The sequence below is a fragment of the Pandoraea sp. B-6 genome (assembly GCF_000282835.1).
Taxonomy (GTDB): domain Bacteria; phylum Pseudomonadota; class Gammaproteobacteria; order Burkholderiales; family Burkholderiaceae; genus Pandoraea; species Pandoraea cepalis.
The window spans coordinates 45,256-64,957 of the sequence record NZ_KB290510.1 but is presented as its reverse complement, the minus strand read 5'-3'; the positions used below and the strand labels follow the sequence as shown (position 1 = coordinate 64,957).

Annotated in this window: 17 protein-coding genes and 9 riboswitches; of the genes, 13 read left to right on the top strand and 4 right to left on the bottom strand. The window is 55.2% G+C overall.

Features of this window, described 5'->3' with window-relative positions:
- Positions 1-46: 46 nt before the first annotated feature.
- From A985_RS0109390 to A985_RS29795, 4 genes are all read left to right on the top strand, one after another.
- Positions 47-766, top strand: a complete 720-nt coding sequence (locus tag A985_RS0109390) for a histidine phosphatase family protein (protein ID WP_369751561.1) — start codon at positions 47-49, stop codon at positions 764-766.
- 38 nt (positions 767-804) lie between these two features.
- A riboswitch (Fluoride riboswitch) is annotated at positions 805-870 on the top strand.
- A 119-nt stretch (positions 871-989) separates the two neighbouring features.
- Positions 990-1,310, top strand: a complete 321-nt coding sequence (locus tag A985_RS0109385; RefSeq protein ID WP_017233152.1) for a DUF190 domain-containing protein — start codon at positions 990-992, stop codon at positions 1,308-1,310.
- Positions 1,311-1,322: 12 nt separating this feature from the next.
- Positions 1,323-1,386: riboswitch (Fluoride riboswitch) on the top strand.
- 53 nt (positions 1,387-1,439) lie between these two features.
- A complete protein-coding gene (locus tag A985_RS0109380) occupies positions 1,440-3,491 on the top strand; it encodes a dynamin family protein (RefSeq protein ID WP_017233151.1) in 2,052 nt (683 codons plus the stop codon).
- Between the two features lie 54 nt (positions 3,492-3,545).
- On the top strand, positions 3,546-4,256 hold the full coding sequence (locus tag A985_RS29795) for a 2,3-bisphosphoglycerate-dependent phosphoglycerate mutase (RefSeq protein ID WP_369751562.1): 711 nt from the start codon (positions 3,546-3,548) through the stop codon (positions 4,254-4,256).
- Between the two features lie 33 nt (positions 4,257-4,289).
- Here A985_RS29795 and A985_RS0109375 read toward each other — a convergent pair whose 3' ends face one another.
- Together A985_RS0109375 and A985_RS0109370 are read right to left on the bottom strand one after the other, a co-directional pair.
- Entirely contained in the window at positions 4,290-5,852 is a 1,563-nt protein-coding gene (locus tag A985_RS0109375) for a hypothetical protein (RefSeq protein WP_017233150.1), read from the bottom strand.
- Positions 5,849-7,543, bottom strand: coding sequence for a hypothetical protein (locus A985_RS0109370; RefSeq protein WP_083902244.1), 1,695 nt, complete (start codon positions 7,541-7,543; stop codon positions 5,849-5,851). Before A985_RS0109370 ends, A985_RS0109375 begins: the two co-directional genes overlap by 4 nt.
- 39 nt (positions 7,544-7,582) lie before the next feature.
- A riboswitch (Fluoride riboswitch) is annotated at positions 7,583-7,647 on the bottom strand.
- A 66-nt stretch (positions 7,648-7,713) separates the two neighbouring features.
- Positions 7,714-7,775, top strand: a riboswitch (Fluoride riboswitch).
- A gap of 1,398 nt (positions 7,776-9,173) precedes the next feature.
- Here A985_RS0109370 and A985_RS0109360 point away from each other — a divergent pair.
- On the top strand, positions 9,174-10,484 hold the full coding sequence (locus A985_RS0109360; RefSeq protein ID WP_198288678.1) for an MFS transporter: 1,311 nt from the start codon (positions 9,174-9,176) through the stop codon (positions 10,482-10,484).
- Positions 10,485-10,538: 54 nt separating this feature from the next.
- Here A985_RS0109360 and A985_RS24860 read toward each other — a convergent pair whose 3' ends face one another.
- Positions 10,539-11,084 (bottom strand): nucleotidyltransferase family protein, encoded by a 546-nt coding sequence (locus tag A985_RS24860; protein ID WP_232424575.1) that lies wholly within the window; start codon positions 11,082-11,084, stop codon positions 10,539-10,541.
- 203 nt (positions 11,085-11,287) lie between these two features.
- Positions 11,288-11,352, top strand: a riboswitch (Fluoride riboswitch).
- A gap of 274 nt (positions 11,353-11,626) precedes the next feature.
- Between A985_RS24860 and cfa the strand changes: the two genes are divergently transcribed.
- Positions 11,627-12,793 (top strand): cyclopropane fatty acyl phospholipid synthase, encoded by a 1,167-nt coding sequence (gene cfa / locus A985_RS0109355; RefSeq protein WP_017233145.1) that lies wholly within the window; start codon positions 11,627-11,629, stop codon positions 12,791-12,793.
- 106 nt (positions 12,794-12,899) lie between these two features.
- Positions 12,900-14,012: a calcium:proton antiporter gene (locus A985_RS24855; protein ID WP_017233144.1), complete on the top strand. Its 1,113-nt coding sequence runs from the start codon at positions 12,900-12,902 to the stop codon at positions 14,010-14,012.
- A gap of 47 nt (positions 14,013-14,059) precedes the next feature.
- Here A985_RS24855 and crcB read toward each other — a convergent pair whose 3' ends face one another.
- Positions 14,060-14,437 (bottom strand): fluoride efflux transporter CrcB, encoded by a 378-nt coding sequence (crcB, locus tag A985_RS0109345; RefSeq protein ID WP_026131797.1) that lies wholly within the window; start codon positions 14,435-14,437, stop codon positions 14,060-14,062.
- 40 nt (positions 14,438-14,477) lie between these two features.
- Positions 14,478-14,542: riboswitch (Fluoride riboswitch) on the bottom strand.
- 80 nt (positions 14,543-14,622) lie between these two features.
- Positions 14,623-14,683: riboswitch (Fluoride riboswitch) on the top strand.
- A gap of 76 nt (positions 14,684-14,759) precedes the next feature.
- On the opposite strand from crcB, the gene eno reads away from it, so the two are divergent.
- The 6 genes from eno (at position 14,760) to A985_RS24845 (ending at position 19,690) form a co-directional block, all read left to right on the top strand.
- The gene (gene eno / locus A985_RS0109340; protein WP_026131796.1) at positions 14,760-16,058 is read left to right on the top strand and encodes a phosphopyruvate hydratase; all 1,299 of its coding nucleotides are present in this window, start codon (positions 14,760-14,762) and stop codon (positions 16,056-16,058) included.
- Between the two features lie 15 nt (positions 16,059-16,073).
- Positions 16,074-16,583, top strand: coding sequence for an HAD hydrolase family protein (locus tag A985_RS24850; protein ID WP_017233141.1), 510 nt, complete (start codon positions 16,074-16,076; stop codon positions 16,581-16,583).
- Positions 16,584-16,647: riboswitch (Fluoride riboswitch) on the top strand. It begins immediately after the preceding gene.
- A gap of 151 nt (positions 16,648-16,798) precedes the next feature.
- The gene (locus tag A985_RS27455; protein WP_028731200.1) at positions 16,799-17,116 is read left to right on the top strand and encodes a DUF190 domain-containing protein; all 318 of its coding nucleotides are present in this window, start codon (positions 16,799-16,801) and stop codon (positions 17,114-17,116) included.
- A gap of 60 nt (positions 17,117-17,176) precedes the next feature.
- Positions 17,177-17,710 carry an inorganic diphosphatase gene (gene ppa / locus A985_RS0109325; RefSeq protein WP_017233139.1) on the top strand — a complete coding sequence of 178 codons (534 nt, stop codon included), beginning with the start codon at positions 17,177-17,179 and terminating at the stop codon, positions 17,708-17,710.
- 54 nt (positions 17,711-17,764) lie between these two features.
- Complete coding sequence (locus tag A985_RS0109320; RefSeq protein ID WP_017233138.1) at positions 17,765-18,202, top strand: hypothetical protein; 438 nt, start codon at positions 17,765-17,767, stop codon at positions 18,200-18,202.
- Positions 18,203-18,233: 31 nt separating this feature from the next.
- A riboswitch (Fluoride riboswitch) is annotated at positions 18,234-18,294 on the top strand.
- Between the two features lie 169 nt (positions 18,295-18,463).
- Positions 18,464-19,690 (top strand): cation:proton antiporter, encoded by a 1,227-nt coding sequence (locus tag A985_RS24845; protein WP_051060112.1) that lies wholly within the window; start codon positions 18,464-18,466, stop codon positions 19,688-19,690.
- Positions 19,691-19,702: the final 12 nt, after the last annotated feature.

The window sequence follows — 19,702 nt, the reverse complement described above, 5'->3', positions numbered from 1 at the left end:
GCCGAAGCTCAACCGGCGACCTAGCGTCAGGGCCGCTGCGTTCACAATGACTCGAAGCGGCGTTATGCTGGGCAAAATGCGCATCTTTTTGGCATACCCTCACACCATCCACCAGTTTCAACTGCGGCAGTCAAGGAGGACTCAAATGACACGAATTCTCTTGGTCCGGCATGGACATGTTGAAGGTATCGAGCCAGTGCGATTTCGAGGCCGCGCCGACACACAGCTCACTCCCATCGGGAGAGCGCAGGCGTCTAGGCTTGCTACCAGGCTGCAAAGACACTCGCCTCCCGCATTCGTCTACACCAGCCCCATGTCTCGCTGTGTCGACACTGGGGAGTACATCGCAAACGCGTGCGGCGCAGCACGTGCAACGCTGGAATATTTGAATGACCTAGACTACGGTGATTGGCAATGGCTGACGCATGCGGAGGTCAAACAAAAATGGCCTGAAGAATTCGAGGCATGGCGAACTAGACCGCACCTCATGCGTTTCCCCGGCGGAGATTCGCTTCAGGATCTGGTGTGCCGCACCGCCGATGCATTGCGATACGTTCTGGCCAAGCACACCGACGAGCAGCGTCCCGTGGTTCTGGTCGGACATGACAGTGTCAACCGGGCGCTATTGAGCCAGCTGCTTGACCAGCCTCTGTCGGCCTATTGGCGTATCAAGCAGTCTCCCTGCGCCATCAATGAATTTGACGTCAGGCCGGCGGGTATCCAAATCCTTCGAGTGAACGATACCGCTCACCTTGAGGAGGTCTAAGGAGGCAAAACATGCGCATCCGTTGGTGCTAGAATCGTGATCACACAGGAGATGGCATTCCTCCTTCAACCGTCGCGCTCGCGACTGATGATGCCTACGTACCCCGAGACATGCGGGATGTAGGCTTATGAATTTCCCCCCAAAGTTTCGGACCGAATAGCTCTTGGCTATCGCACGTTCCTCGCGTGCTCACGGCCGACCAACGCATTGGGAGAATTTCCACATGGCCAAAGGCAGCCAATTAACGGTCTACTTCACAAAAAACCAGAAAAAGGGGGGACAAGATGCCGATACATGGATCGCATCTCTGATTGAACAGTCGGGCATCCATGGTCAGACAACGGTGCAAGCATCGACTGGGGTGGGAGCAGATGGTAGGCTGCACGCAGCTCGGTTCTTTGAGTTAGCCGATGAGCCGGTTGCCATCACCGTTGTTGCGGAGGAAGAGAAGATCGACGCCCTGATCGCGGCCCTTTCAGCCGGTGGAGTCAAACTTTTTTACACTCGAATTCCCATCGAGTATGGGTACCTCGGAGGAGATTAGTCCAACACGGCTCGTGAATACGGGGATGGCATTCCCCTAACAACCTCCGCCATCGGATGATGATGCCTGCGCGACTGCAATGGCCACCGGCCAGGGTGCAGAGTGTTCGCTGATGCGGAGCATAACGAAATGACAACCTCCCAGCACGCCGTGTCGTCCGAGATTACAGGCAAGCTCTACGGGCTTCTTGAGAAATTTGACAAACTGCGCGGAATTCTCGATACGTCACCGGCGGACTTTCGCATTTCTCAACATTGTGACGAAGAGCCGGCGCTGGTTAGGGACACAGCCCTTGACGCAGTTCACCGAGTCCGCCTCGCGATATTCGATCTGATAAGTACGGCGGGCGCTGTCACCTATCTCGACTCAAGGGACACGCTTCAAACCATGCGCGCTTGCCTCGACGAAATCTCCGCCTCGATTTCACAGCTCGACGCGTATCTTCGGCAAACGCTAACACCCGATTTCCCGGACAGCTCGCGGCATATCAGGATGTTCATTGAGCGCGTTGAAGAAGCAGCCGAAATTGTGCGCTGTTCGGTGGACGCCGCATACACACATGGTGGCGCCCCTACCTCGGCAGATTCGAATTCCCATAACGAGATTGAACTCGATTGGCTTCTGCAGACCTGCTCCCAGTTCGGATTGAGCTCATTGCAAGAACGCGCCGAAGTGTTGGTGAAGCAACGCACCACCGACTCCCTGCACCTTCTATTCGTTGGACAGGTCAACTCCGGGAAAACATCTCTGATTAACCTCGTTGCTCCTACTGCCAACTTACCGACAGGGCCGGTGCCAACCACTGCGGCAACTACGTTGATCGAGTCCGCCAAACGCACCGGCATCCATATCCTGTTTTCCAATGGAAGCCGCACTGAGGTATCTGCGACACAACTGGACGAATACCTGAACGCCCAATGGAACAGGAACAATGCGAGGCACGTATCTCTGGTGAAAGTGGATTTGCCCGCAACGAATATCGGAGATGGTCTGGTGATCATAGACTCGCCTGGTATTGATGGCGTAGAAACCAGCGGCTGGTGGTGGCGATCCTCGCAGTACTTCGACTTAGCAGTTCTCATCGTGGATGCGCAGGGTCTCTGCAATCTGGACTTGCGAATTGCGAGCCGTGCACTGGATCTGGGCGGCGAACTCGCAGTATTTATCAATAAGGCAGATCAACTGTCGTTGCGTGAACAGTGGCAAGTCCTCGAACACGCCGACAAAGTCATGAAGCGCTCGTTCGGCGAGCATATCCCGATATACCTTTCAAGCGCGAAAGAGGATCATCAGGCATTGAACGCTCCGTGGCTGGAGGGTCTATTCAAGGAAAGCATCGCGAGGCGCGCACAACTCAGAGAAGGCGTGAGGACTAGGCGGATCGGCAAGCTGCGGCGAGACACAGTAAGTACACTAAGCGCAAAGATCCATGCCCTCGAGTCGAAATCGTCCCCCCAAGACCTGGAGAATCGCTCGACCCGGTGCCATCAGGCACTTTGTCGCGCGGAGCATTGCCTGGAAAACCCACCTACCGTCAGCATGATTGAGACGAGGTACGCGGCGACCATATCTGAAGCTGTCTCGGAAGCGTGTGAGAATATCGTCGAGCTCATACGACAGAGTCCCGACGACCTGGTAGATCCGGCACCACTGATCCTGTCATCGCTTCGAAGTCGTGTGAGTTCCGACGCGGAATCCTTGATTCAACAACTCAGGCAGAGAGAGGCCGCGTTCCGCGAATTCGTAACACACGCCAGGCAAGCGATATCCGATTCTCGCACCGACTTCGATGGACACTACCCACGTCTTCCTGTACTTCCTGAAATAGACTTCGGACCTCTCACAGCCGGCAGATTCTTCGACGAACTGAGACGTCAGTCGCACTGGCGGACATTGCATTCACGTGCCATGCGTGCATTGGCGAATCTGCGTGTATTTGAAACTCTGGAGGTTTGGACGTGCGGGATCGATGGGTTGCTGAACGAAACAGCCCAGGGGTGGGCTCATGCGAGGCGCACCTGGTTGGACAGCGAGCGAAGCCGTCTGACCGACCCGCGCAACTCCGTTGCAATGCGACTCTCAGCGATGCAGGAGGCGCTAACCCAGTTGACGAGCAATTGCGTGAGTGGCACTGCGAATGGCCCTGAAAATACTGCCGGTGCTATCGGCAACAACATTTAGTCACTAGTCGCGGCAACTGAGGACACGGAGAGCCAGTTGGGGACCATCGTATTAGTGCGTCACGGAGAATCACTCTGGAATCGTGAACAGCGCTTCACAGGGTGGACCGACATCGAATTGACACCGCTCGGGGTGAAGCAAGCGAAACACGCAGGCAAAGCGATTGTGGATGCAGGACTAGGATTCGATGCTGTTGTCACTTCCAGCCTTCGGCGAGCCTCTGACTCACAGGAACATATCCTCGCTATGATGCCGACGGCTGAACGGCTTCGTTGCATCGTCGATTGGCGATTGAACGAGCGTCACTACGGTGGCTTGACCGGAATGGGTCGCGCGGAAGCCGAGATAATCTACGGTACCGCCACAGTACACCGTTGGCGCCGGGACTACACGTCCCGCCCCCCGCCGATGAATGCTGCGCAGGCGCGGAGGCTGGTCGGCAAGCTATCGGCATCTTCGAGGAATGAAGTTCCGTTCATCCCGCGCACGGAATCGCTACAGGACACGTTCCATAGGGTAGCGCCATGCTGGCGAGACACGATTACCCCGTTGCTGCGAGTCGGAGGCTGCGTGCTTGTCTCCGCGCATGGGAACAGTCTTCGCATGCTTATCGCGGCTATCCACGGCACGGATCCTGCTGCATTTTGCTCGATGGATGTCCCCAATGCGACGCCCTTGGTCTACCGCCTCGATTCGAAACTACGTATCAGGAACGTTCTTGAATTACCGACAGGCGCCGACGGCCGAACGTCGCTGATTCTGTAGTCTTGCATGCGTCGCAACCACCGAAATGCCAAGTCACTCGGCTCTCGTCCCTTCGGTAACCGGCAACCCCGCCTGAGTCGGTTCATCATCGCGATCCAGGGCCTCGCCAAAAATCCGGCGGTAGAGGTCGTCGCCGAAGCTCGTCTCAAGTGGCGCGCCCTCGATAAGCCGGAAACTCCGCGTTCCATCCTCGTTGCGAGGTGCACGAAGGAACAACGTCTTGCCAGACTCCGATGCGATGACAGATCGGGCCAAATGGTAAAAATGGGTAACGAACAGCACCCGAATCCCTTTATCCAACATGGCCCGAATGACATCGTGAGCGATTGCCGATCCTTCTCTTTCATTGGTGGCGGCAAACGATTCGTTGCATAGCAGCATGGAGTTCGGAACGATCTTCTTCGCTATTCGACTCATTCTCGACACTTCCTCGTCGAACTTCCCACTGTCAAGCCCAGCATCCTCCTCACGTTTGTAGTGCGTGAACAGGCCTTGGAAGACCTCGCTCTCGTATTGGTCAGCTCCGACCAGCATCCCCGCCTGGAACATGAGCTGCGAGATTCCCACACTCCGCAGAAAGCTCGATTTTCCGCCTTGATTCGCCCCTGTGATCATGACTAGCGACCTGCCCGTTGCATTGACGCGATTTCCTACGATTGCCTTCCCCATCTGGAGCGCGAGACACACGTCGTACATCTCGTCGAAGCGTAGTCCCCGCGAGCCGGCTGGCGCAACAGTAGGAACGCAGAGTCTCGCGCCAATCGAACCAAGTTGGCGCTGCAGATTCAACTGGGCCCGATAGAACGCTAGCTCAGTACGCAAAAGCACGAAGAATCCAAGAATGTGCTCCATGGACTGAGCCAGTGCGTTGGCAACGGAATTTATCCCCCGGCCTTGAATGTCATTGAGGGCTTGCGCACCGGCATCATCCCGCTCAGGGATTTCGAACGTGAATGCAGATTTGCGCCGCAAGATAAGCCTACGCCACCAACGCCGCACGTCCTCATTGGGTAGCCGAACCACATAATCGATGCCCCGCCCGTCCTTCCCCAGCGAGGCGCTCAACAACACCCCTTGCCGGAAGCGCAGAATTGACAGATGACGCTCAACTTCGCCGAGGTACTCCTCGGAGAGTTCTTCCTTGAGCATTGCGAAAAGGCGTCGAAAACCATCAGAGGAAAATGAATGCTCGTTCTTCTCTGCGATTTGCCTAAGCTCCCTGAGCTTCCTGACGAATATCTCCATGACTTCACGTGAACCGTGCAGCACTGCACTTGGGTACGTGGAGAGAATTCCAAAGTACGACTTCCCCTTCTCCTCTATCGCGCTCAACGCCAACAGATAGACAGCATCGATGACTTCCGTATTCTCCTGGCAGTCGCGAAGGACCGCATGTCGATAGCGAATGGTCTGCCCATCATTGGTCAGCGCACCAAACGTCGCTCGCTTAGCGACCTCGTACAGGAACTCATCATCTGCCGCCATGGCATGCCAGAGCGTTGGCAGCGCAAGATCTTTGGCTAGTTCGTCCCGATCCCATGCGCCTTCGGCCGGTGGCGAGAAGTCGCAGTCCGGGTGCATCAGGAACACGTTCATGACGGCACTCTCCTCATCAACCAGTCATAGGTGATTTCGTACTTCTCGGCAATGGCATGAGCATACGCAAGGCCATCTGCGACCTGCCGCTCAACTCGGAACGTTCGCACGGCCGGGTTCTTCGGGTCGATCATGCTGACCATGCTGACCGTCTTTTCATTGATCGTGGAGAGCTCGTCGATGAACGTGACGCAAACGCAGTAGGCATCTATGGCTGAGAGCTTCTCAACCAGACGGGCTCCAAGCTTCATCGCATCCTTCAACGACGTCGACGAGAAAATCTCGTTCATGATGATGACGCTTCTAGAGGTCGCCTGCTCCAAAATCAAATGCATGCGAAACAAGTCGTCTTCCAGTTTTCCTCTAAGCGTCGTGATGTCCTCTGACCTCTCAAAATGGGTGAATATTTCATCGAAAAGATAGAGTTTGGCTGCGCGCGCCGGCACAGGGAGGCCCAATGCAGCCAAGTAATGCAGTTGACCAAACATCCGCGCGAAAGTCGTTTTCCCACCTTGATTTGGCCCCGACACGACGACGATCCGTTCCGGGCCATCAAGCCGAAAATCATTCAACACCACGGATGAATGGTTTTGCACCAGTTTTTCGGCAAGCGCAATGTCAAATATATCCGTACCCGCGATTTCCCCTTTCTCAGCAGTAACCTCGGGGTAACAAAACGGCAACCCAACTTCTCGAAAGCGAGCGATGTAGTTAAAGTAGCCGAGATAGAAGGCCACCTCGTTGTCAAATTTGACTAAGCCACCATCCCTAAACGATGGCCGCAGCGCGAAAGCGTCAAGCTGGGAGAACGTATCCGGATATCGTCGGGCCACCAGGTCGACAATCCACGATTCAACATGATTCATGCTGTCCGAGCTTCGATAGGCCACTCGGTAGTCACGAACAGTGTTCTTGCGAAACTTGGCGAATGTAGCGTGGATGGTTTCGCTGTAATCTTGCTCTTCGCCGAATGGGTAGACCGTCACTTCGCCGCCATCGATCCATACGCAATACCGAACATTAGTGAGCATCTCGATAAGCCCAAGGATCTCGCTTTTGAGTGCAACATACTGTGGACCATGGGCGTATTCGGTCACGTACTCGCGCATACGCCGAAGGCCGGCTGATCTCAGGTCGAGGTCATTGAACGCCTCCGTCACCCGATCTACTGCAGCGCAATATTGACGGGCCGCGTCGAGAAACCAGAACTTCTTCTCGTACCCGAAATAGGCCTTGAGCGACCGCTCCTCGCTTTTTCTCGAGTGACGCATGAGCTCCGCAAATTCATTGACCGCCGTACTGACTGCCAGTTGCTCAAGCTCCGCTGCGACCTCCTGCCGATATGCGATATCGGTCAAACGTTCAAGCGGCGTGTTGAGAATAGGATCCAGATCAAACTCAGCCTGGTTCGTATTGACATGTAGCATCACCGACCCGAGGTGGAGGTCGACAAACGTCGCAGGAGCCGTGGACCTAAGCGCTGCAGGCTCTGGCCCTTCATATAGGAGACTGGGTGAGAGCGCCACGTGCTGGCCGCTGTCTCGAGCCGATGTGGCCACCAACTCGTCTGAGGAGGGACCCACGTAATGCGCACTCTCAAGCGCGTCCCGGATTTCCCGGGACATCGGTGCGGTCGCAGATCTGTTTGTGGAATGTGCCATGTTGCCTTCCATTTCGCTGAACGCGTTCATGGCAACAGGGCATAAAAAAGCCTACGCACCCGTCACCGGGAAAACGTAGGCATCATTAGCCGAAGCTTCGGCGCTTGAGGGAGAATGCCATCTCCACGAGGCCAGTCTAGCACGCTATGGTTCTTTGGGCAAAATCTGACAACGCGCTACTTCCTACGCGCTGCGATATACTCGACCACGGAGATGGCATTCTCCCGTAACCGCCCGCCGGGCTGATGATGCCTACAGGTCGCACCGTGAGGTGCGAATTTGTAGCATTGCCGACGGGAGTCGTTCGTGAGCACGCCACAACCGAACATCGATAGCCGCCCTCCTTCCACATCGCGTCTCTTGCCTGCCGCGCAGGAAGACGCCCCGCCGAACAAGGCAAAGCCGCTCAAGTCGCACAGCATTTCGCCAAGGTTCTGCGCCTGCCAAGTTTGTGCGGACGTTCAGACGGCTCAATTGAAGTATGTGCCGCGAACACTTCTGGGAAAGAACCGAGGCGACTCCGTCAGCGAAGCCCTGATACGCACGCTCGGTTTTTGCCAACAGCACACTTCCGACCTGTCCATCGAGCTCGCGGGGAGTACTGTTTTCCGAACGCGCGCGACAACGGCGATCGACTGGTTCGAGCAGATCTTCGCTGCACTGCCACAGACCACCGACAAAGTCCGAGCAATGGTTTTCGGCGCAAGACACAGATGCCCCGCCTGCTCGTATCGAAATCAGCGAGAAGGACAAAGCCTGTCGAGATTCTTCAGATCCTTACCGGAAGATCGAAAGGCATCTGATCGGTTAGTCGCAACACAACTGTGCCTCCAACACCTGCGAGCCGCCTTAACATCTGCATCGGTAGAACCCGTGGCGCAGGCGCTTCGCATCGCACGGTCGCGAATCCGATCGCTGGACGAGAGATATGGCGCCTGGAGCTTGAGCGGCCAGCCGCTCACACGCGTACCCAGCCTTTTTTCCCTGGAGCACACCTCGCTTCTGGAGGAACTGGTTCGAGCTGACCTCAGAGACGTCCCAACTGGAAGTCGCAATCCCGCACCTCACTATCCGCTTGACGCGATTTCGAGCACAACCACCGGCTGTGTAATTTGCGACGCAGTCATTTCGGCACACAAATTGTGGCACAAGCGTCTCGTCCACGCCGTCGAGCAGCAACAGCCACTGTGGCTTGTGAGCCCGACGTGTGCAAGACACGTCGCGGAGGTCCTGATGTCTCCCGGTGAGGATTGTCAGTACGCGGCGTGGAGCAGCCACAAAAACATGCTCGTGAAAAGCATCAAGCAAAGACTACACAAAACACCACAATCTGCGAGACGTCTTCGCCGTAGCGCGAGCTGGAATCTCCCTCCCATCAATGAGGTACTAGATAACGAGCGGGCGCTGGAAGCAATGGACGAGGAGGACATCGAATTGGACTCCGCCCCATCCCCGGATGCCGGATGTCCTGCCTGCGATGTCGAAGCCATCGCTCAAATGAAGGTGCTTCTCCGAACCTCGCGTCGCCTCCACCAAGGCGTATCTCCGAGCGAGGTTTGCATGAAGCACTTTGCAGAGATTTTCATCCTCGAGCCCGACCAGGTTGCGCGTAGGTATCTTGTCGCATCACAAGTGCGCAGACTACGTCGGTTGGTCGAGCGTGACCCAGTTGGTGCATTCGGAACGTTCTCATAATACGAAAAGTCGTCGATTCATCCGGTTTGAAGCACTTCATCTCAGCGAGGCAAAAGTGGAAAGCTCACTTGCACAGCAGGCAGATCGGCGAAACCCAACAAAGTCCAGAGCCGCGCTGAAATTCGTCATCCTGATCGGCGTTCTCAGCTTCTTCGCCGATTTTACCTACGAGGGTTCGCGCAGCATTCTAGGGCCGTTTTTGGCGAGCCTTGGCGCGACCGCGACTGTAGTTGGAATCGTCACAGGATTCGGCGAGCTTCTCGGATACGGACTGCGTGTCGTCTCCGGTCGTTGGGCAGATATGTCCGGGAAACCGTGGCCCATTACGATCGTGGGCTACACGGTCCAGATGTCTGCCGTGCCGGCACTCGCGCTCGTTCACTCATGGCGCTGGGCCGCTGTCCTGATCGTGTTGGAGAGAGTCGGTAAGGCGATACGCAACCCTCCCAGAGACGTAATGCTCTCATCCGCGGCGAACGACATTGGCGGATACGGCTGGGCCTTCGGCATTCATGAAGCACTCGATCAATTTGGCGCGATGGTCGGGCCGCTGCTGGTAGCGTTGGTACTTGCATTGAAGGGTTCCTATCAAATCGCCTTTGCCGTTCTTCTTGCGCCGGCAATGGTCAACATCGCTCTCGTATTGGTTGCACGTTCCCTTTATCCGGTGCCACTTGCCATGCAACCGCCTCCCGACGACGAGAGCCGGAAAGTGTTGCCTCGGGAATACTGGGTATATCTGGGCGGGGCATCTTTGGTCGCAGCGGGATTTGCCGACTATCCATTGATCGCATATCACCTCTCGACCAGTTCGCACGTCTCCAGCGACGTAATAGCGGCCCTCTACGCGTCAGCAATGGCGGTAAGTGGCGCAGGGGCCCTGGTTTTCGGCCGCCTTTTCGACAGATACGGATTTAGGATCATTGTGTCGCTGACGCTACTCAGCACGATGTTTGCTCCCCTGCTCTTTCTGGGGAGCAACTACGTCTGGTGGGTGGGTGGTCTGGTGTGGGGAATAGGAATGGGCTTCCACGAGTCGATCATTCCAGCTGCGGTGTCCCCAATGGCACCGCCTTCCGGTCGCGCATCTGCATTTGGGATTTTCACAGCCGGTTACGGAATCGCTTGGTTTGCAGGGAGTGCCGTGATTGGGCTTCTCTACGACGCATCAAAGACTTACGCAGTCGTCTTTTGCGTTGGCTCGCAATTGCTGGCGCTGCCGTTCTTTCTCTGGGTGGGAGCAATCCGCAGTCGCCAGGGCGATAGCCATGTATGAACTCTGCCGGTGACTTGATGATGGCGGGAAATACGATTGTCAACCTCCGGTGAGTCAGTCGGTCAATACGATTGACACCTTTGGCCACCGTTCCAGATATCGCTTCTGCTCGAGTCTGGCCTTGTATGCGGCGACGCTAACGCGCGCAGGGTTTCGGCGAATCACCATGCCAAACAAGTCGTCGAGTCCATGTGGTGCAATCACGTCTATCGTGTCGTCGCATCTCAGTGTCAGTCCAACACAAGTCGAGAACTCCGGCCACGATGAGATTGCATCTTCCAAAGAAGTCAGTGGAGAGACAGGGTAACCAAAGGCCGTCTCATACCAGGTATGAACGGCAGCCTGGTTCGTTACTTCCCATGGTATGAAAGGATATGACTGACTCAGACGGCACTGCATCGCCACATCGTCTGCCCCCGAGAGGTCAGACGGATCGAAATGTACAAGATCAACATCCGGTAACTCCGACATAGTGTCGAACCCGTGCAATGCGTCCCAAACAAGGTTCCGGACTGCCCCTGCGCCGATGCACCAAGATGGCAAGTTCAGCTCTCGAGCCGCCACCAGGACTGGCCAAAACCACTCTGATTCGCGCGCCATCTTCGAAAGAAGTGCATCCAGACTCATGGTCAACAGGTCGTTAGGTATCGTTGTTTGCCGCGGATTATCGACGGTTCCGGCCCTAGAGTCGACCCGCTCCGATTGAGTATCGAACTCCGGCCCTGCCGAATGCACATCAAGGGTAGTGGGAAGGTCATCCGTTGGTGACGCATTGCGCTCCTCCGAATTGATGGTCTAGAATAGCTCGCGACGGAGATGGCATTCCTCCGAAACCGCCAGTGTACCGGCTGATGATGCCTACGAATCCCTGGGATGGGAGATCGTAGGCCGTCATTTGGCAGCATCCCAGGTTTGTTATCAACAAACGTGGAATATATGCGCCTCTCTCCCACCATCCGGCGTACCGTGTTTCGCCCGGCTCTCGCTACATCCGCTCCTGGTCGCAAGGTCGCGGCCACGGACGCATCTCTCAACACATCTTCAACTGCACTAGACCATCTCGTACCCGCTCCCTACCAGCCACTGAAGTCCATTGGTTTGGCCCTGACGCCTGAACGGGTTGCATCGTCGGGAGAGCGTGTATGACATCGACGACGCTCACGAAACAGACATCCGCTGCTAGCGCGCACGCTTCAGCAGATCAGTTCCTTGAGGAGCTCCTACTTACTGCCGATATACAGATCAACGGTACTCGTCCGTGGGATATCAAACTGCTCGACAAAGACGTGCCCAGAGAGGTCATTTCCGGAGGGTCACTCGCACTCGGTGAAGCATTTATGGATGGCCGGTGGGAATGTGAAGCGCTCGATGAATTCTTCACCAAAGTACTTCGAGCACGACTAGATGAGCAAGTGCGCCCGAGCAAGATCCTCTATGTCATGTTGCGCGAGAAGCTCTTGAATCGACAATCGGTGCGTCGGGCGTGGGAGGTGGGGCGTCGCCACTATGATCTTGGCAATGATTTCTATAGTGCGATGTTGGATCGGCGAATGACTTACACGTGCGGGTATTGGTCGGCAGGCGCCCAATCGTTGAATAGCGCCCAAGAAGACAAGCTGGACCTCATATGCAGAAAACTGCAATTGAAGCCTGGTATGCGCTTACTGGACATCGGTTGCGGCTGGGGGAGCCTGATGGCCTTCGCAGCGGAGTACTACGGTGTTACTTGCGTAGGCGTCACTATCTCTGCGGAGCAGGCCGAATGGGCAAAGTCGCGCTATGCAGGACTACCCCTTGAGTTCCGATTGCAGGACTATCGGAGCCTGGACGAAAAGTTCGACCGCATCGCGAGCGTCGGTATGTTCGAACACGTTGGGGCAAAGAACTATCGGACCTATATGCGAGTCGCATCTCGCTGCCTGACCGAAAGCGGACTATTTCTTCTCCACACCATTGGCAAGAACCGCGCCCATACCCGTCCTGATCCCTGGATAGATCGATACATCTTCCCAAACGGGGAACTCCCAGCTTTGGATCAGATCGCGAGCGCAGCGAGTGGCTTATTCATAACCGAAGATGTGCACAATTTCGGCGCAGATTACGACCGGACACTAATGGCTTGGTACGCAAATTTCGAGCGTGAGTGGCCGCGATTCGAAGAGCAGATGGGTGAACGCTTTCATCGCATGTGGAAGTATTACTTGTTGTCGTGTGCCGGTTTGTTTAGAGCTCGCGAGGCGCAGCTTTGGCAATGGGTGTTCTCTAAACGAGGTGTAACTGGCGGATACCACCGGCCTCACGGGGCTTGACGACAGCGGCGCAGATGATGGCTCACCTGCGCTGCGTCAATACCTCTTATCCCTCATCGAGGGAACCCAATTTTCCGCCTTATCGACAAGTGCGGAGCAACAGTCAATGTCCATGACAAACGGCCTCGAAAGAAGGTGGTTCCAAATAAGAGTACTAGGCTGGCCGCACGGGGTGACCATCATCGGATTGGGCGTGATTTTTGCCGAGCTGCGCACAGTTCCCAGTTATTTTGACATGTGGCTATTGTTCTTAACGATTGCGGCACTGGCACTATGCTCCGTGCACTATGCGCAGCGCTTGGCTTCAAGGTTTGGTCCAATATTAGGCACGCTCATACTTGCGTTAGCTGTCACCGTTATCGAGGCCGGCTTCATCATCTCAGTCATGGCCACAGATACGCGGGCGACCCAGACGCTCGCCCGTGACACTGTATTCTCCTCGTTGATGCTCTGTTGCAACGGAATGATCGGTCTTTCGCTCTTAGTGAGTACGCGCCGCGAGCAGATCGTGAAGTTCGATGCGTTCATCGCGGGGGCAGCGTTTGCAACCGTAGCTACGGTCGCGACCCTTTCAATGGTATTGCCCACGTTTACAAGCAGTACGTCCGGCCCACAGTTCAACTCGGCACAACTAACATTTGCTTCATGTGCCTCGGTAGCGCTTTATGTTCTACATGCGGTCAAGTCAACCGGATGGCTACACGAATATGTCAATGCAGAGCGCCGTGCGGCATCTAATTCCGTACCGGTTCAACTCGCGAAGCGCCCAAATGCCATGTCTTCCGTGCTGATGCTGCTCGCAGCGCTAATGGCGATAACGCTGGCGGCTCAAATCTTGGCGCCCGGTATCGAGTCGATGGTGCAACGTGCAAGTCTCCCGATATCGTCAGTAGGTGTGATGATTGCAATCGTTGTTGCGCTTCCCGAAACATTGACTGCCATGCGCGCAGCGCACGCAGGCGAGGTGCAAGTGAGCTTCAACTTAGCCCTAGGTTCCGCCATGGCGAGCCTAGGATTAACCATCCCCGTGGTGGCGGTAGCTGCAAGCTTCATGCGTGTGCGCCTAACCCTTGGGCTTGGCCCCAAGGAAATGGTCTTCCTCGTCCTCACCACAGTGGTCGGAATTCTAACCGTCGTTTCAGGACGTGCATCGGTACTTCGAGGCTCCCTACATATGACAATCTGCAGCGCCTTTGTCTTTATGGCCTTTTTTCCGTGAATTGCCCCAAGCTCGACGCGCGATATCAATCCGTTGCCAAAGATTCATCATTGGAAAACAGCGATTGTCGCGTATCCGAGCGCAGTCATAAGCACCGAACATGTGACATGTATCGCTATCTCACCCAGTGCCCAAGCGAAGTGCCCCGCCTGAAGATGATTGAAAACCTCTGCGGAGAACGTCGAGAATGTCGAAAGCCCTCCCATCAGGCCGGTAATGACAAATAATCGCCATTCAGAGGGAATTTCTGGATATCTAGCGAAGAACGCGATTGCTACGCCAATGATGTAACCCGCAATGATGTTTGCGGCGAGCGTTCCAAGAGGAAGGTCGATGAATAGCGAGTTGAGCCTAACACCCAAGATCCAACGTAGAAGGGAGCCAAGTGCGCCGCCAATTCCGACAGCTAAGACCGCTGAGTACATAAGTGAGCCCCGGGGTAGGAAAAAAGCGTTCTGCACGCCAAACCTCGTAGGCATCATCAGCCGATCATTCGGCGGTTTCGGAGGAATGCCATCTCCCTATTCAATTAGTCTATCAAGTTCGATACGGCGGTGTCGAGAGACGCTAGCTTCGCAACGTTCACGCTCTGCATTTCGAGTAGACTTCTAGAAACTAAGGAGATGGCATTCTCCTCTAACCGCCTCCCGGCTGATGATGCCTACCGAACCGACATATTTTTTTGTCGGACGTTGGTTACCGCGCGCCCCTGCGGGCGCCGCATCTCGGGAGAGCGCCATGTATCAGATTCCCCTCATAGAATCGCTTCACGCAAGAGAGATTCTTGACTCTCGCGGCAATCCTACGCTTGAGGTCAAGGTCACATTGAGTGGCGGCGTGACCGGCATCGCTTCCTGCCCCTCAGGGGCCTCCACAGGAACCTTTGAAGCCAGAGAGTTGCGCGACGACGATGCATCCAGATATCGAGGCAAAGGTGTGCTTCATGCGGTGGCGAATGTAAATGGCCGCTTGGCTGCTTCGCTACACGGACAGCGCGTCGATAATCAACGCGAGCTTGACGCGCTACTAAATTTTCTCGATGGCACGCCTACGAAAGCGCATCTTGGTGCAAACGCAACCCTGGCCGTTTCCTTGGCGTGTGCAAGAGCGGCAGCCCAATACCATCACATTCCGCTGTACTTATATCTGGGTGGCTCCAATGCTCACGTGCTTCCGGTGCCTATGTTCAACGTTGTCAATGGCGGCGTCCACGCCAAGGGCGGCACTGACGTCCAGGAGTACAAGATCATTCCGATCGGGGCTCCGACATTTTCTGAAGCATTACGCTACGGGTCAGAGATCTATCACGTGCTTGGCGATGTACTGATCTCAAGGGGGTACGGGTCGAGCATCGGGGACGAAGGCGGATATGTGCCCGGGGTTACTTCAAACGAAGAGGTATTGACGCTTCTGATGGAAGCCATTGAACTGGCCGGATACGCTGCCGGAACTGACGTTGCCATTGGCGTCGACCCCGCCGCCAATGCATTTCGTCACGGAGAGGAGTACCTGCTCCGGCTCGATTCGCAGACGCTCAGTTCCGAGGAACTTATTTCGTATTGGACCGGTTGGCTTGATAGATATCCCATCATCTCGCTTGAAGATCCCCTCGCAGATGATGACTGGGCGGGATTTGCCTCAATGACGAAGAGCCTCGGCGATCGTGTGCAGATTGTGGGCGATGATCTGTTTGTGACTAATCCGGCCTTTATCCGCAGAGGAATCGAGGAAAAATGTTGCAACTGTGCGTTAATCAAACCGAATCAAATTGGAACGATGACGGAAACACTTGATGCCGCAGCTATCGCATTACACGCTGGCTACGCGTGCATGGTTTCTCATCGTTCAGGAGAGACCCTCGACACGGGTATCGCGGATCTGGCAGTCGCACTGAATTGCGGACAAATCAAGGCCGGATCTCCGATTCGCGGTGAACGCGTCGCCAAGTACAACAGACTATTGGAAATTGAACACGAGCTCGGGGAAACTGCGAAATATGCGGGCTCGAGCGCGTTCCGACCCACCACAGAGATCGATGCGCGCTAATAGAGGAGGCCGACCATGCTATTCATCGATATTCCGGGATTTGGCGAACTGTCCTTCGAGCATATTGTTCTCGACTTCAATGGCACACTAGCACGCAATGGTGTGGTCCTCCCGGGAGTAACGCCATTGCTACAGGTCATTGCACGTGACGTCTTGCTTCATGTGATCGCCGGCGACGTATATGGTGACCTAGCAGTACGGGCGAAGGACTTGCCTGTGCAACTCGTGTCCTTGCATGGTGAGGAACAATCCGACATGAAGGCCGACTACGTCCGACATCTGGGCGCGTCTCGGGTCGCTGCCATTGGAAACGGGCGAAATGATGTTGGCATGTTCAATGCCTCACGACTTTCCATTGCGGTGATAGGACACGAGGGGGCGGCTTCGGAAGCGATCGCCGCCGCTGACATAGTCACGTGTCTAATCCATTCGGCCCTAAAGCTGTTTTTGTACCCAGATCGGACCGTCGCGACCTTGGGAACAGCTGTTTCGTTGTCACCGAAGGACTGTGATGTGCTAAATTAGATACCAATAGGAGATGGCATTCCTCCTGTAACCGCCACCTTTGGCTGATGATGCCTACGGACCGCTGACGCGGGGCGTAGGCTTTTGTCCCCGTCGATCACGAAAAATATAAGCTGACGGAGGGACCTGTGCGCGATAACCATCCTGAAAATCTGTATTTGGGCTAGCTGGATCTGCGCCCGGACTTCGCTCGCGTGGATCCTGTGGAGGTCATCATGCAAGGATGTCAGCTCACTTTCTATACCCAGCAAAATCACCGGCATGGCCATCAAACGGTGGCCGAATGGCTCATGTTCGAAGTGCGCCGGTTGGGCATTCGCGGCGCGACGATGATTGCCGGTACAGAAGGAATCGATCATGTCGGCAAGCTCCACGCAGCCAGATTTTTTGAGCTTGCCGAGCAGCCGATAGAAGTCGTACTGGCCATAACGGACGAAGAAGCCGAGCGGCTGCTTGATGTCGTCCGCGCCGAACGCGTTCATGTTTTCTATACCCGTTTCCCCATTGATTTCGAGATGCTCGGTGACAATTAGCCTATGCGGCAAATCTCACTGTGCGGTAGACGATTTTCGCTGTCATAAGGCTCAATACCCATGGACTTTAATAACATCTCTGCTGGCGCAAACGTTCCGGACGATTTCAACGCAATCATCGAAATCCCCGCAGATGGTTTGCCGGTTAAGTACGAGGCCGACAAAGCGTTAAACCTATTTCGTGTGGACCGCTTTCTGTCGACCAGCATGCGCTATCCAGCGAACTACGGCTTCGTGCCAAGCACGTTATCCAAGGATGGGGATCCTGTTGATGTTCTGGTCGTCGCACCATATCCAATTACGACAGGAGCATTGGTCCGATGTCGTCCCATTGGGCTAATGAAAATGACTGACGAGGCCGGCGAAGACGCAAAAGTTGTTGCGGTGCCCATCGACAAAATTTGTGCAACCAGCGTTGGCATCGACTCGCTTACGGATTTGGGTGACGCCCTTCTGCGCAGGATTGAACACTTCTTCACCAATTACAAGTCCCTTGAGCCTGGCAAGTGGGTTCGATTCGAGGGATGGGGTGACATCGACGCTGCACGTAAAGAACTTATTGATGCGAAAGCTGCATTCGAACCGCACGAATAGACGTCGCAAAACGCCTCAACAAGAACGAAGTGGGATGTGCACGGGAGATAAAGAATGGATGTGCAGGTTGCCGATATTAACGCCCGGATCGGGCGGATGATGGGCGTTGCCCCTATATCGCGTTGGGTTGTCCAGGATACCGCCGACGTCGCGTTCACCAATGATGCAGAAGATGAGCGATCTGCACTCGCGATGATTTCCGCAATTTGCGAAAAAACCGGTCGACCGGAGAACGAATTTCGCGCCATCAAGGAGGTTCGATGGCCAGACTATTTAGGTGTTTGTTCGCTTGAGCACGAACAAACAGCGTTCATACATTGGGCGATGCGAGAACTCGGGCATGTCTCCGTGTTCGGGTTTAACGAGCGCCCGTCGGACGAAGCGTTTCTGGTGATTGATCAGAACGGCAAACGAGCCACGGGCCGAACCCTGGCCGAGTGTTTATATCGTCTGGTTGAGTACACCCGCGCGCGTTCCTCCGTGAGCGCTTGAATAAGGAATTCTCACCTTCTATACTCGCAAATAACAATAAGGAGATGACATCCTCCTCAACCGCCGCAATGGCTGATGATGTCTGCGCTCACCCGGGTACGGGATTGCGCGGACTTTATTGCGCAACTCCGTTCGAAGATGCAAAGATTTTCGGTCGGAGGCACACGTGAGTTTCCGCAAATCCCCTTCCTGTTTCGGTTGGCATGCCGCTCGGTCTGTCCCGCGCGCCAATCGCGTATGTTTGGGCTGTGGAGGTGCCAAATGAAAGATGTTTGGCTCCTCGCCTCCATCTGGCTCGCGATGGCGCTCATCGCGACGCTACTTTCCATTTGGCTCCGTATTGCGACGGCACTCTCCGAGATCGTCGTCGGCACGGTCGCGCAATTGCTCATCGGCGCAGTTATTGGTGCCAGTGTGCTGCAAACCGACTCAGGGTGGATTCAGTTCCTCTCTGGTACCGGTGCGATTGTGCTCACATTCCTCGCTGGCGCGGAGCTAGACCCCAAAGTTTTTCGGCTCAAGTGGAGAGAAGCATCGGCCGTGGGCCTAATCGGCTTCTTCGCTCCATTTTTAGGATGCTTCGCAGTCGCTTATTTTTTTCTCCACTGGGACTGGCGAGCGAGTTGGTTAGTTGGCATCGCGTTGTCGACAACATCGGTCGCTGTCGTTTACGCCGTCATGCTCGAATTTGGCCTCAACGCGACAAACTATGGGAAGACTGTGCTTGCCGCGTGTTTTGTGAACGACTTGGGAACGGTACTCGCACTAGGTTTCATTTTTTCTCCATTTTCCCTTCGCACGCTCATCTTCTTTGGCGGACTCGCGATAGCGTTTTGTGTTCTTCCGTGGATCACTCCAAGGTTCTTTAAACACTACGGCAACCGTCCGTCCGAACTCGAGGCGAAGTTTCTCCTCCTGGTGCTTTTTGCTTTGGCTGCACTAGCAACCTGGGCTGGTAGTGAGGCTGTTCTGCCGGCGTATATCGTCGGAATGGTCTTGGCAGGCACAGTAGGGAAGGACCACGTCCTAATCAGGCGACTTCGCACACTAACGTTCGGCCTGCTAACACCGTTTTACTTTATCCGCGCCGGATCGTTCGTTTCCGTACCGGACATTATCGCAGCGCCTTTTCCCGTTCTTGTCCTACTCGGGGCAAAGATCCTCACGAAATGCGTCGGCGTATATCCCGTTGCACGCAGCTACGGGTCCCCAAAACGCGAGTCAATGTACACAACTCTACTAATGTCTACGGGCCTGACTTTCGGGAGCATTTCGGCATTATTTGGTCTCTCTCACGGCATCATTAGCCAGGCGCAATACTCGTTCATGATTGCGACGGTGATCGGCAGCGCAATTGTCCCAACGCTTATCGCAAATGCCGCATTTCTCCCGAAGCATCTTCTCAGAAAGTCATCCACTGTAGGTGACGAACCAACCGAATCGTCGATAGATCTCCCGTCTCCAGAATCGACACGGACGGGCGAGTAATTGGGGAGGTAG

Bases quoted from the DNA above. Each gene is read 5' to 3' on its own strand.
- A985_RS0109370 (WP_083902244.1), bottom strand. From the start codon at position 7,543: ATGAACGCGTTCAGCGAAATGGAAGGCAACATGGCACATTCCACAAAC.
- A985_RS0109380 (WP_017233151.1), top strand. From the start codon at position 1,440: ATGACAACCTCCCAGCACGCCGTGTCGTCCGAGATTACAGGCAAGCTC.
- A985_RS0109320 (WP_017233138.1), top strand. From the start codon at position 17,765: ATGGATGTGCAGGTTGCCGATATTAACGCCCGGATCGGGCGGATGATG.
- A985_RS27455 (WP_028731200.1), top strand. From the start codon at position 16,799: ATGCAAGGATGTCAGCTCACTTTCTATACCCAGCAAAATCACCGGCAT.
- A985_RS0109390 (WP_369751561.1), top strand. From the start codon at position 47: ATGACTCGAAGCGGCGTTATGCTGGGCAAAATGCGCATCTTTTTGGCA.
- A985_RS24850 (WP_017233141.1), top strand. From the start codon at position 16,074: ATGCTATTCATCGATATTCCGGGATTTGGCGAACTGTCCTTCGAGCAT.
- A985_RS24845 (WP_051060112.1), top strand. From the start codon at position 18,464: ATGAAAGATGTTTGGCTCCTCGCCTCCATCTGGCTCGCGATGGCGCTC.
- A985_RS24860 (WP_232424575.1), bottom strand. From the start codon at position 11,084: ATGGCGCGCGAATCAGAGTGGTTTTGGCCAGTCCTGGTGGCGGCTCGA.
- cfa (WP_017233145.1), top strand. From the start codon at position 11,627: ATGACATCGACGACGCTCACGAAACAGACATCCGCTGCTAGCGCGCAC.
- A985_RS24855 (WP_017233144.1), top strand. From the start codon at position 12,900: ATGTCCATGACAAACGGCCTCGAAAGAAGGTGGTTCCAAATAAGAGTA.
- ppa (WP_017233139.1), top strand. From the start codon at position 17,177: ATGGACTTTAATAACATCTCTGCTGGCGCAAACGTTCCGGACGATTTC.
- A985_RS0109385 (WP_017233152.1), top strand. From the start codon at position 990: ATGGCCAAAGGCAGCCAATTAACGGTCTACTTCACAAAAAACCAGAAA.
- A985_RS0109375 (WP_017233150.1), bottom strand. From the start codon at position 5,852: ATGAACGTGTTCCTGATGCACCCGGACTGCGACTTCTCGCCACCGGCC.
- crcB (WP_026131797.1), bottom strand. From the start codon at position 14,437: ATGTACTCAGCGGTCTTAGCTGTCGGAATTGGCGGCGCACTTGGCTCC.